This window comes from Rossellomorea yichunensis (assembly GCF_032337515.1).
GTDB classification, from domain to species: domain Bacteria; phylum Bacillota; class Bacilli; order Bacillales; family Bacillaceae_B; genus Rossellomorea; species Rossellomorea yichunensis.
Map to the genome: position 1 here is coordinate 269,446 of NZ_JAVYAD010000004.1, position 12,994 is coordinate 282,439.

Here is a 12,994-nt window from a genome sequence, read left to right on the forward strand (position 1 = left end):
ACAATGACAACGATTCAAAACCCGATTTTACCAGGCTTCAATCCTGACCCGAGTATTTGCCGTGCAGGAGAGGATTATTACATTGCCGTTTCTACCTTCGAATGGTTCCCGGGAGTCGGGATTTACCATTCAAAGGACTTAAAAAATTGGCGACTCGTATCCCGTCCCCTGAACCGCCTCAGTCAATTGAATATGATGGGCAATCCCGATTCAGGCGGGATCTGGGCCCCTGCCCTCTCTTATCGTGATGGCAGGTTCTGGCTGATCTACACCGATGTGAAAGTCGTCGAAGGACAGTGGAAGGACAGCCATAATTACCTCGTTACTTGTGACACTATTGACGGTGAGTGGTCTGAACCGATCCATTTAAACAGCTCAGGCTTCGACCCGTCACTCTTTCATGATGAAGATGGCAGGAAGTATCTCGTCAATATGCTTTGGGATCACCGTGTCGGCCATCACAACTTCTACGGCATCGTCATGCAGGAATACAGTGTGAGCGAACGAAAGCTGATCGGCAAAAAGGAAATCATCTTCAAAGGAACGGATATCAAGCTGACGGAAGCCCCTCACCTGTACAAAATAAACGGTTATTACTACCTGCTCACAGCAGAAGGCGGAACGAAATACGATCATCAGGCCACCATCGCCCGCTCGAAGGATCTATGGGGACCATATGAAGTGCATCCTGACAATCCATTGATCACGTCGTTCCCGTATCCAAGAAACCCGCTGCAAAAAGCCGGGCACGCTTCCATCGTTCAGACTCATACGGATGAATGGTTCCTTGTTCATTTAACAGGACGCCCGCTGCCGCAGGAAAATAAACCTTTGCTTGACCCACGCGGCTTTTGTCCACTCGGCCGGGAAACCGCCATCCAGCGTCTTGAATGGAAAAATGATTGGCCATATGTCACAGGAGGCAATCAACCGTCCGTAGAAATACAGGGACCTGCTGTTGAAGAAGTTCAATGGGTGAGAGATGTTGAGGTGAAAGACGACTTTAACCATGATTCTCTTAATCTTCACTTCCAATCCCTGCGCATTCCATTAGGTGAAGATATCGTTTCATTAAAGGATAACCCTGGACACCTGCGTCTATATGGCAGAGAATCGTTATCCTCTAAATTCACACAGGCCCATATCGCAAGGCGCTGGCAGCATTTCCACTTCACTGCCGAAACCAAGGTCGCCTTTAACCCGGACACTTTCCAGCAGGCAGCCGGTCTAGTAAACTACTACAATACGCAAAACTGGTCTGCCCTGCAAATCACCTGGCACGAAGAACACGGCCGGATTCTCGATCTGACCGTCTGTGACAACTTCACATTCACTCTGCCGATGAAAGATGACCCGATCGTCATCCCGGAAAACGTCGAATATGTCTGCTTGCGTGTAAATGTAAGCACTGCCATCTATGAATATTCCTACTCCTTCGACGGAGAAAACTGGACAAAGGTCCCTGTTAAGCTCGATTCTTACAAACTATCAGACGATTACATCCAGGGAGGCGGCTTTTTCACAGGAGCTTTCGTAGGAATGCAATGCCAGGACACTTCCGGACAGAAGCTGCATGCTGACTTTGATTACTTTATTTATAAGGAAGGGAATTAATTAAACTCATAATCATTGTTGATCTCAATGCAGGTGAACTGTTCAAAAAGATTGGAACAAAAGGTCCGTCCCTCACCACGGTAAAGCTTTACCGCAATGAGGGACGGACCTCTTTTCTTTTTTATTATTGTACTCGCATTATGATATGGATTTCATTCTGCCTTTCAGTTTTAAATTGCCGAGCACGATTCCACATAGAATGATGACGACCCCTATCCATTGTGAAAAACTGACTACTTCAGCTAGTATTAGAGCGGACATGGTTACAGCCACTGGAAGTTCAGAAGCCGTTAAGATTGTGCCAAGCCCTGGTCCGACATGGGGCATGCCGATTGAAAATAAAAGAGGTGGTAAAGCTACGCCAAAGAAGCCGAGCAATAAACCATATTGTGCGACCCCCGTCAAAGTAGGTAAATCAACTAAAAACGTGGGTGGAAAAATTAAAAATACGACAATTAAACCACCTGTTGAAAGGAAAGCACTTTTCAAGACGGGTGGAGAATCTTTTCCGACAGAACTGCTGAGTGTGATAAAAGTGGTAAACGTCACAGCAGATAGTAATCCCCAAACAGTCCCTTGCAAGGATAGAACAACTTCGCTCTTTGCAACTGCACCAGCAGCTAAAATGGAGCCGATTATTAGTATGGCAATTGAGATGATTTTACCTTTAGTTGGCTTTTCTTTATATAAGATCCACTCGAATAACGTGCCGATCCAAACAAATTGAAATAGAAAAATGATTGCAAGCGAAGCATTCAGTGTCTGCAGCGCCTGATAATAGAACACACCTGTCAGTCCAAATGGAATTCCAGATAATAATAGTTTGAAAGCTTGATTGAAAGGTATCCTTTTCTTTTTTGTAAACAGAACCAGCACCCAGGTAAGCAAAGCTCCGAATAAATATTGGCCACCTGTCACTTCTGTTACTGAAAAACCTGCTGAATAAGCAAGTTTGACAAATGTAGATAAGATCCCATAACAGCATCCACCTAAAAAAACAATCAATGCATATTGCCACGTTTTCATTTTTTTCTCCCCCTTTTTTACACATAAAAAAACCACACAATTGTCAATTGACATTGTGTGGCGAAAATAGAGCTGCCTCTATAAAAATCCACTTCCTAAAAAGGTTTTATCATTATAATAAAATGTAAGAGATCAAAACTAACTGCTATTAGCGCTAACTTTCCTACTAAAAGATTATACCATTTCCGATTGCCACTGTCAGGAGTTCACCACTTTATTTTTTTCCAAATAATCTCTCAAGGAATCCAAATCCTTTGCGCAAGCCTTCCTAAAGACGCCTGCCATTAATTTACCGAACAATTTCGACAGGCCGGTCAGCCCTCTGATTTCCCCAAGTAACGTCACTTCTGTCTGATCACCTGATGAAGTCAGCAAATAGGTAAAGATAAATTCTCCTTTGCCTGTCGTCCCCTTCGTGCCGTCGCATCGCAGCACAATCTTATCAGGTTCTTTAAGCTCCACTACCTCAAAATATTCCGAAGCCTCTTTGCCGAACATCTTTCTCGTTTCCCTCCACTGACTACCTTCACGGATCGGCCCTTCATCCATCCGCTCTATTCCCACCAACCCTTGCATCCACTGTTTGGCAGAAGCAAGATCTAATAGACTCGCATAGGCTTCTTCTTTGGAGACCTGAAAGTTTCTTTTCACTTCGAATGGGATACTCAAATGGAATGACCTCCTAAGATCTATCGTACTATTGAATAAATTTGACAAGTTTGTCTTATTTCCTTCTTTTAATCGTTAAGGTACTATAAGTCTTGGCTACTTTAACTCCCTTCACCCCCGAAAGAATGATCCAAACACCCCAGCTACCCTCTATTCTTCGATCTATTTTTCAAAAACGCAATAAGAAGCAGGAGGATGGGAATGATCACGAAGAGTGGTAGATGTAAGACAAAGATCGCTATCTCTAGTCCTTCTTGGATATGCTCTTGAAAATTGCTCGCAATCGTCATCGACATAAATAAAACGACCAGGCCCAAAGGATAGGACAGCCGTGAAGGCGATTTGACCTTAAATAAGCTGGCTGAGCCTATGACCGCTGCATAAAACAACACGCTTATCTTAAAAAAAATCCCGATCACTAAGGCAAGCATAAAAAATACATCCAGCCGTTCTAAAAAATCGGCTACTTGGATGGTCTGAACTGTACTAAGAAGCGGAAATTGTGACCGTGCAGTCAGACCCACACCGAGCACACTAATATTAATGAGCATCGTAAGTATGAGGTTGATTCCACTTAACCCCGTTGCACATATCATCGTAAGCTTTACCTTCTTGGGATTATTCATGTACGGCAAAATCATCGTAAATACAATGGCTTCTGTAAACGGGAAATATAAGGTTTGAGTAAAAACCACTTTTAGGACAGGTGCAATCCCTTCTTCAAGTACCGGCTGTAGGTGGGTTAAGTCGATCAGACCAGAACTCACGATCAATATAAATCCAACGACCGAAAGCATAAACATAAGCATAAAAAGCAGTTCACCTGATCGCCCGATGACCTCTATTCCTTTATGGACCGTATAAATAATGACGAGCATTAACAGTGCATTGGCGATGAATAAAGGCGTTTCGGGATAGGCAAAGGTTAACAGCATTTCCCCAAAGTCTCGAAGAACCCTCGAAGCATCATACATAAAGAAAAAAAGATAGAGGAAGGCAACCAAGGTTCCCAGCACTTTACCGAGAATCTTTTGCATGTACTCGGTAGGCAACAGATCGGGATAATACCAATAGAGTTTATGATAGACTAATAAAAGAACGAAACTGACGACCATTCCAAGCAGAATGGCCAACCAGGCATCCTGTTTTGCATCTATGGCAAGAGGGACGAGTAAAGCACTCCCCAGTTCAAACAGAACCATTAAGACAAAGAGCTGACTGGCACTAATTTTAGCTTTCTCCACTCTACTGGTACCCCCTTTCCCTCACTATTGATCATCATTTAAACTTGAAAGAAACGATTTATTTCGTAATCCCGCACGGCGGATATAGGCTTCCACTTTAATATCCACCTTTAATTCCGGAAAGTACACCTCGTTCCACATCGGTTTAAGCTTCTTCCACTCACCGGGACTGGAACGTCGGATGGCTTCGCCAAATCCAAAGATATCGGCTTTATTTGTTTGAGCCTGTTCAATCGCATTTTTTATTTCTTCTTTAACCTCTTTCTCCAGCTCTTCTTCCATCTTTGAAATAACCTTTACATCTGTGATATCGACAGGTACATTCATTTCCCCTATGCTTCCTTCCGCGCGTGTATGAATAGAGATATGGGGCTTTCCATTCTTCACTTTCGCAGATACGGTTGTTTTTTGACGGACTGTTTGATAGGCGATGGCTTCCTTTTTTCCTTTCCAATCAATGTTAATGTCTGTTCCCTGGATTTCATCTCTGATCCATACGGTTCCTCTTGCCGCTTTCCCATGATACCAATCCACTAATTTCCCTTCTTTTATGATGCCGATTCCACTTGCTTCAAGGGCAGATTCAGGCTCACTTTCTTGAATGTTTTCTAACTGGCTCGCATGCTTGGGATTTCCCACAAGACGAAATCCTGAAACCACGGTTGCTTCATCAGGGGATTGCAGCCCTTTCATCACGTCTTGGATCGACGTCTTTATGGTCTCTCCCCATACCTTTTGAGAGAATTCCAACGTTTTCAGCACCTTATTCGCCGGAATTTTATCAACGGGTGTTAATGTTTTCACGAGGGCTTCTGCAGATGATTGATTGGCAATCACCATGGTTGTCGTGATTCTAAATTCATGATCTCGATCGACTGCATCGATTAATGTAGCTACACCTTCTTCTCTTGCAAGGTTCTCCCCAACCACCACCAGGTTGGTATGGGCATAATATAATCTTCTGGAAATTTTGCTTGAAGCACGCCTGCTTGCTTCTACTAAATTATTTCCAGTTGCCGAATAGATGGTGACAGGTGGGCTTTGAGTCCCGCCACCTCCCCCACGCATGCCTCCAGCCACGTTCCCGGGATTAATAATTTGAAGGGTGATGGCATATTTTCCGTCTTCCGTCTTATCTACTCCCAGGGCTGCCACGATAGCAAGATCGGTTAGCTCTTTTTTGCTCCAACATCCGGAAAGCAAGACAGTCATTGTCACCCATACTATAAGGAAGATCAACTTATGCTTCATCGTTGCCACCCTCTTTAAAATCCCGATTGACCATTGCACGGGATGCAGGAGGCTCGGGACGCTGATTCTTCCCTTCCCGTACTGTATTGGCACTAATTAAGCGGGGTCTTTGTCTTAGTGACCACCATGGTAACCTTACAAATGTATCTCCATTATTCACAGGTATAAAGGGAGCAAAAGGGGCCATATAGGGCACACCGAAGGAACGTAAGCTGCATAGATGGACGACCAACATCAAGAGGATCAAAATAATTCCGTAGAAGCCAAATGTTGCCGCACCAACCATAAACAAAAACCGGATTAAACGAGCTGAAATAGCCATATCAAAAGAAGGTGTCGCAAAACTGGCAATCGCTGTGATCGATACAATGATGACCATGGCTGGTGACACAATACTCGCTTGAACGGCTGCTTGTCCAATAACAAGTGCACCGACAATGGATACAGCAGAACCAATCGCTTTCGGCAGTCGAATTCCTGCTTCCCGTAAGATTTCAAATGTTATTTCCATCAGAAGAGCTTCCACGAATGCAGGAAAAGGAACAGCTTCCCTCTGTGCTGCAATGGCGACAATGAGCGTTGTCGGCACCATTTCCTGGTGAAAGGTGGTGACAGCGACAAAGGAAGCAGGTGCAATCAGCGAAATCATGAACATCAAAACGCGTAAAAGCCGAATCGATGTCGCAATATCGAAACGGGCGTAATAATCCTCAGCCGATTGGAAAAATTGTATAAACACAGCGGGTGCAATCAGTACAAAAGGTGTTCCATCGACAAAAATGGCAATTCGTCCTTCAATTAAATTCCCTGCCACAACATCCGGTCTTTCAGTGTTGAAAATAGTGGGAAAGGGAGACAGTGTTTGATCTTCAATCAGTTGCTCGATATAGCCTGATTCCAAAATACTATCAATGTCGATCTTGTTTATTCGCTGACGAACTTCTTCAATAACCTTTTCATTGGCAATGCCATGTATATACATAAGCGTCACATCGGTTTTGGTTACACGGCCAACCTTCAAAGACTCCATCCATAAATCAGGGGTCTTAATGATGCGCCTTACCATGGCTGTATTGATTTCAATCGACTCTGTAAACGCCCCTTTTGGACCACGGACCACCATTTGCGTGGTAGATTCCGAAATGGAGCGTTTCTCCCCGCCTCTCGTACACGCACTCAAAGCCTTTGAAATGCCATCTATCAGGATAAGGGTGTCACCTGCCATTAAAGAGGAGAACAGGTCTTCCCAGGTATTGAGCGATAACACGTTCCCAACCGTCATCATGTCCTCAGAAATCCGTTCTAACGCATCATGCTCATTCAATTGTTCTTTATTATCATCTTTCATCATGGTCTGCAATAAGAATTCTTGAATCGTTCGATTGTCTACTATTCCTTCGATATAGACAATTGCTGTTTTAATATCGGAATCTCTCCCCATTTTCAGATGACGAACGACGAGGTCTGAACTGTTTCCTGTTTTCTTTCTAATGATGTCAAGGTTGACTGACAACGAATCTTGTATATGTTCTGCCGAGTGATCAGCAGCTTGATTTTCAGCATTTGACTGGTGGTTCTTTTTTGGTTTTCGACCTTTAAAGAACGAAGGCATAGATTCAGGCACCCTTCTTTTATTTTTTATTACTTTAACCATATGAGGGGTTTTTATGTAATTATTAACAAACGCATGACTGAATGATACAAGTCCAAAGAGAAGAAACTAGTTGGAGGAGTGTGATCGGCATGAAAATCATGGGCATTGCTCTTTTAATGATGGGATGTTTAATGGCTTTTTCTCTAAGTCTCGATATTTTCCAAGGATTCGATGTTTCAGAAGCATTGTACAATGCCGTCAGTCCTTTTCAAGTAATGGAAATAACAGAAATTTTTGTCCTTTTTTTTCTTCTTTCGATTTTTCTGCTTGAAACTGCCTACGTGTTAATTAAGAAGAGAAACGAAGACAAGTAAGAATATGAAATAAAAAAAGAGATGAGCCAGTAATAGCTCATCTCTTCTTTCTTTTTATATATTCTCTTGCTTCAAACCTTCAATGATATTCTGCTTCTTGACCTTTCCGATTGAATAAAGCATGGCGGAGCTTACGATGATAAAAATCGCAGCGATGACAGATAGGATATCAATCCACGGCAGCTCGAATCCGTAATCGAAGGTCTCTCCAACAGATCTGTGGATCAGATACATGACACCGATACTGATCGGCAGTCCAAACAGCAAGGATTTGACGCCGTAAAAGATGCTTTCATAGTTGATCATTTTATTAAATCCTTTTGGCGTCATCCCAACGGATTTCAACATGGCGAATTCCCTTTTTCTCAAAGAAATGCTCGTTGAAATCGTATTGAAGATGTTCGCGATGGATATCAATGAAATCAGTGCGATGAACCCATACGTGAAGACTGACAGTAACAGGATGAGCTGTTCTTCCTGCTGTCTGTCTTGATAGACATTATATATATACAGATTCGATGGCACCACTTCTTCAAGGGCTTTCTGGGTTTCCATCGGGTCGGTACTGTTCATATATAACTGGCTCCGGACTTCCTTTTTCATCTCGTCATCCATCAAGGCATCCATCGTTTTCATCGGTACGATGACATCCAATCCGCCCATCATTGCGGTACGGATCCCCATCGGCACTTGGTCTGTCATGGCCCCGATCGTAAACGATCCCAATGGTTTCGATTTCTCTGTATCATAGTTCGTGAAGATCAAATCGAGTACGTCCCCCGGTTCGGTTACGATCGATTTGGCCTCGATGAACTTGGTCGTCGTCGGATCGTGATAGGAAATCTGATCAATGACGATGGCTGTTGGCTTCCCGGGATCATTGAACATCTCGAGTTCTGCGCCTGCTTTTTTGGCAAAGTCTCTAAAGCTCTGTTCATCCAATCCATGTAAGTTCACATAGTATTGATAACGTCCATTATCAAGGGGAATATTATCCCGTTCAATCATGTCCTTCAATTCCTGAGGAAATTTGTCTTTGTCAATAAGGGCAGTCGGATTCAGACTTTTTTGGACGCTGTATGCTGTGATATTCTCCAGTTGAACCAAGTCTTCCAATTGTTCTGTATCCCCGGTATTGGCCGATACGGAAATATCGAAATTCGTGCCTTCCTGGGACATGACTGCCGATTTCTTCAGGTTATCTGTAAAGAAAGACACCGATAAGAAGAGAACGATACTGATCACCAGGGAAAAAATCGTCGCATGGTAACGCCGTTTATTCCGTTTCAGATTTTTCAATCCGATTTCCGCCTCCAACCCGAACAGCTTCCGGACGAGCTTGGACGTTTTGACCGTCTTACCAGTCAATTTGACATCCTGCGTCTGGCGGATCGCATCGATTGCTGAAATCTTCGAGGCTTTTCGTGCAGGCATATACGTAGAAATGAAAATTGTCGCGCTTGAAATCAGACAGGAAACCAGGACCGTTGACGGCGTGACGACAACCTGAAGTCTCTCCGAAATGCCCAATGCTCCGTCAATATAGGTATTGATAAACCAAAAGGTAGCTCCGATCCCCAACGCCCCTGCCAATAAACCAAGGGGGATGCTGATGATTCCGATGACCATCCCTTCGAAAAAGACGGAATTTCTCTTCTGTTTCTTCGTCGCCCCCACACTAGAAAGCATCCCTAAGTGTCTGGATCGTTCAGATACGCTGATGGCAAATGCATTATAAATAAGCGATACCGAACCGATGATGATGACGGCCATGATGATCCCAAGTAAGGAAAACAGGGTGAAGCGGAGATTGTCATTGTCCGTCACACCGTAGTAGCGCAGTAATTCATCATTGAAAGCTACTTTCCCAATCCCATTCTCTTTTGCCAGTTTCCCGGCATGCTCAAAGACGGAGGAGTTCACTTTGTCCAACACCACAATCGCATCCACCATATCCGACTTATTCAAGGAACCCTTATCGATATAGCCGAGCACTGTATAACCTGGAGACCATGCCGGTTCCCATGATGGGGTTTCGATGATGCCCGTAACAGTGAAGGTCTCCATGGAGTTCACTTCAAGCCTTTCCTTAATACCTTCACCATCCCTTTGGAGCGAGTCATTCTGTCCCAATGGCTCGCTTTCCCCTTCCATCATCCGGCTCCCGATAGCCAGTTTGATCTGGTCCCCGATCTTGTACTGAACACCGGCATCATTCGCGATTTGCTCAGAAATGACCACTTCCTGTTCATCGGAAGGCAGGCGGCCTTTACTCAACTCGATCGGAAACTGCTTAAAGCCTTCTTCATTATATTCTTTTATAAATAAGTAGGGCTTATCTTCCACTTTGGCCCCATCGAGCTTTGCATACCCCAATTCATTGGATAGGAGCAAGCTTCCCGTATCCTCGTCATTCGCTATTGCTTCAATTTGATCGGGGCTGACGTTTTGATATTGAACATGCCACTCGCCATTGTCGGCGATCGATTGCCTTTTCATAATGTCCAGGAATGACACGCCGAGTGTCGCAACGGCCATGATCATCGACACCGAGATGATGACCCCGGTGATGGTTACAAGGGTTCTTCTTTTGTTTTCTTTCAGATGCCGTAACGTCAGTTTGTTGATGATATTCACGGACGGATCACCTCATCCTTAGCGATCTTTCCATCTGCGATCTCGATCACACGATCTGCCTGCAGTGCAATCCGCTCATCATGAGTGATGATGATCAATGTCTGGTTATAGGTTTTGTTGAACATTTTTAACAGTTCGATGATTTCCGTAGAGTTCTTGCTGTCAAGATTTCCTGTCGGCTCGTCAGCGAGAATGATGGCCGGATTACTGATCAGCGCTCTTCCGATGGATACACGCTGCTGCTGTCCGCCGGATAATTGGTTCGGCAGATGGTTCAGCCTTTCATGAAGGCCCAATGTAGACACTAGATTCGTCAACTGCTTTTGGTCCACTTTATGCTGATCCAATAACATGGGGAGGGTGATGTTCTCTTCCACCGTCAAAATAGGGATCAGGTTGTAGAACTGATAGATCAACCCGATCTGCCTTCTTCTGAAAACAGCCAGCTGGGTTTCATCCAATTGATAAATATCGGTTTGATCGATTAGCACTTTCCCGCTTGTCGGACGGTCGACGCCTCCAAGCAGGTGAAGCAAAGTAGATTTCCCCGATCCAGAAGGACCGATGATCGCCACGAATTCCCCTTTTCTTACAGAGAATGAGACATCATCAAGTGCCTTGACCGCCGTTTCCCCTTTGCCATATATCTTAGACAGATTTTCAATTTGTAAAATATTCATTTGGTACCTCCATAATGTTGATGTAGACCCCAGTTTATCTGTCCAATATGACTTTAAAGTGACTATGAAAGTGACAATTTATTCACTTTAGGGGTACGGGGAGCAAGAATAAACACCCACCTATTTATAAAATTTAATCGAAAACACGGTACCATTTCCTTTTTCACTTCGGACCTCAAGATCCCCCTGCTGACTGGTGATTATGCTGTAAGCCATCGCCAGACCGATTCCGACACTGTCGTCGCTTGCATTCTTGCCCTTGTAAAAACGCCTGAATATGTATGGAAGATCCTCTTTTGGAATCCCGTCTCCATTATCCGCAATGGTGATTTCAGTGTAGAGCGGATTCTCGGAAAATGAAATGGAGATCACTCCCCCTTCTCCCGTGTGCTCCACTGCATTTTTCAGAATATTGATGAGGGCCTCGGCCGTCCAGCGAAGATCACCGGTAAACGTGACCGACTCGTCCCCGCTCACGCTCAATGTCTGCTCTTTAATATCCATTGGAATCAAGACAGGCTGCACCGCACTCTGAATCAGATCCCGGACGACCACCTTGTCTTTCTTAAACGAAATGGTTCCTGCATCGATCTTGGATAATTTCAAAAGCGAAGAAACAAGCCACTCGATCCTCTCCAATTGCACCCGGATATGTTGAGTGAACTCGGCACGCTTGGATTCCTCCAATGTGCTGTCACTTAAGAGATCGGCCATCACCATCATCGAAGTCAAAGGTGTCTTCAACTGATGTGAGATGTCAGAAAGGGCGGTGGTCAAAGTGAGTTTGTCCTTCTCTAATAATGAACGATGCTCAGACAGCATCAAGGTCACCTTATAGATGTCATTCTTTAATATGCTGAGCTCCCCTTCTTGGTTATCCCGGACATCAAGGCTGTCATCCCCGCTGCTGATCTTCCTCAAGTAACCCGAAAGCTTTTCAATTTCCCGGTACCGCCACCTTGTAAAGATAAAGCTGCATCCTGCTAGCAAAACGGATGTGACCAGCACAAACAACGCAACCTGAATCGAAAACAGAAAACCTGCCAATATGAATGCCGCAAGACTGATGGATAAAAGACTGATGAAAAACCATTGAACTTCCCGATTCCGCCACATATCAATCGCCTGCCTTATATCCCATACCGCGGACGGTCTTGATGATCGTTGGCCGCTGTGGTTGGTCCTCCAGCTTTTCCCGCAGCCTCTTGATATAAACGGTCAACGTGTTGTCATTGACAAAATCACCGGCCACGTCCCAGATCCGATCAAGAAGCTGGGCCCTCGTCAGCACCTGTCCGACGTGATTGGCAAAGATGAGGAGAAGCCGGTATTCCAAAGCGGTCAACACTACCTCGTCACCATTCTTATACACTTTACCCTCTAACGTGTTAATCCGGATATCCTCAATATCGAGCCACACGTTTGCCTGTGCCGGTTGTTTATGATATCTCCGGAGCACCGACCTGATACGGGATAGCAGCTCACGGACCCGGAACGGCTTCGTGATATAATCATCCGCCCCCATATCCAGCCCCATCACAACGTTCACTTCGTCATCCAGCGCTGTCAAGAAGATCACCGGCTTATCGTCCCGTTTCTTCACCATCTCACACAAATCATAGCCGCTCCCATCTGGAAGCGATAAATCAAACAAACATAAATCGATTTCCTCTAACCTACCATGAATCATCGCTTTGGCAGACTCCGCATCATAACAAAGAATCGTCTCATATCCCTCCTGACGCAGCGAATACTCCAACCCGGCCGCAATCGTCCGATCATCCTCTACCAACAATACTTTCATATACATACACCCTAACCGTCATTCATTTTATCAACATATTTTATCATGGAAGCAGAATCAATGGACAGGTTCCGACCAGCCGTCCCTTCACCTAAGAAGAC

Annotated in this window: 11 protein-coding genes; 2 read left to right on the plus strand and 9 right to left on the minus strand. The window is 44.6% G+C overall.

All coding sequences use genetic code 11. The annotated features are described in order from the left end of the window. The first annotated feature begins 3 nt into the window (after window positions 1-3). On the plus strand, window positions 4-1,614 hold the full coding sequence (locus tag RSX31_RS12310) for a glycoside hydrolase family 43 protein (RefSeq protein WP_315634743.1): 1,611 nt from the start codon (window positions 4-6) through the stop codon (window positions 1,612-1,614). A gap of 138 nt (window positions 1,615-1,752) precedes the next feature. On the opposite strand, the gene RSX31_RS12315 is transcribed toward RSX31_RS12310, so the two are convergent. The 5 genes from RSX31_RS12315 to RSX31_RS12335 form a co-directional block, all read right to left on the minus strand. Beyond that, complete coding sequence (locus RSX31_RS12315; protein ID WP_148994852.1) at window positions 1,753-2,640, minus strand: EamA family transporter; 888 nt, start codon at window positions 2,638-2,640, stop codon at window positions 1,753-1,755. A 198-nt stretch (window positions 2,641-2,838) separates the two neighbouring features. After that, a complete protein-coding gene (locus RSX31_RS12320) occupies window positions 2,839-3,309 on the minus strand; it encodes an SRPBCC family protein (protein ID WP_148994853.1) in 471 nt (156 codons plus the stop codon). 143 nt (window positions 3,310-3,452) lie between these two features. Beyond that, window positions 3,453-4,553, minus strand: a complete 1,101-nt coding sequence (locus RSX31_RS12325; RefSeq protein ID WP_315634744.1) for a GerAB/ArcD/ProY family transporter — start codon at window positions 4,551-4,553, stop codon at window positions 3,453-3,455. A gap of 24 nt (window positions 4,554-4,577) precedes the next feature. After that, complete coding sequence (locus tag RSX31_RS12330) at window positions 4,578-5,804, minus strand: Ger(x)C family spore germination protein (RefSeq protein ID WP_315634745.1); 1,227 nt, start codon at window positions 5,802-5,804, stop codon at window positions 4,578-4,580. Then, complete coding sequence (locus RSX31_RS12335) at window positions 5,794-7,416, minus strand: spore germination protein (protein ID WP_315634746.1); 1,623 nt, start codon at window positions 7,414-7,416, stop codon at window positions 5,794-5,796. The genes RSX31_RS12330 and RSX31_RS12335 overlap by 11 nt, the downstream gene beginning before the upstream one ends. Window positions 7,417-7,547: 131 nt before the next feature. On the opposite strand from RSX31_RS12335, the gene RSX31_RS12340 reads away from it, so the two are divergent. After that, window positions 7,548-7,772, plus strand: coding sequence for a hypothetical protein (locus RSX31_RS12340; protein WP_148967529.1), 225 nt, complete (start codon window positions 7,548-7,550; stop codon window positions 7,770-7,772). 54 nt (window positions 7,773-7,826) lie between these two features. Here the strand turns inward: RSX31_RS12340 and RSX31_RS12345 are convergent, their stop codons facing one another. The 4 genes from RSX31_RS12345 to RSX31_RS12360 all read right to left on the minus strand — a co-directional run bounded on the left by RSX31_RS12345 (window position 7,827) and on the right by RSX31_RS12360 (window position 12,893). Continuing rightward, the gene (locus tag RSX31_RS12345) at window positions 7,827-10,409 is read right to left on the minus strand and encodes an ABC transporter permease (RefSeq protein WP_315634747.1); all 2,583 of its coding nucleotides are present in this window, start codon (window positions 10,407-10,409) and stop codon (window positions 7,827-7,829) included. Next, window positions 10,406-11,089 (minus strand): ABC transporter ATP-binding protein, encoded by a 684-nt coding sequence (locus RSX31_RS12350; protein WP_315634748.1) that lies wholly within the window; start codon window positions 11,087-11,089, stop codon window positions 10,406-10,408. Before RSX31_RS12350 ends, RSX31_RS12345 begins: the two co-directional genes overlap by 4 nt. Window positions 11,090-11,209: 120 nt before the next feature. Then, on the minus strand, window positions 11,210-12,205 hold the full coding sequence (locus RSX31_RS12355; protein ID WP_315634749.1) for a sensor histidine kinase: 996 nt from the start codon (window positions 12,203-12,205) through the stop codon (window positions 11,210-11,212). 1 nt (window position 12,206) lies between these two features. Beyond that, window positions 12,207-12,893 carry a response regulator transcription factor gene (locus tag RSX31_RS12360; protein WP_315634750.1) on the minus strand — a complete coding sequence of 229 codons (687 nt, stop codon included), beginning with the start codon at window positions 12,891-12,893 and terminating at the stop codon, window positions 12,207-12,209. Window positions 12,894-12,994 lie beyond the last annotated feature (101 nt).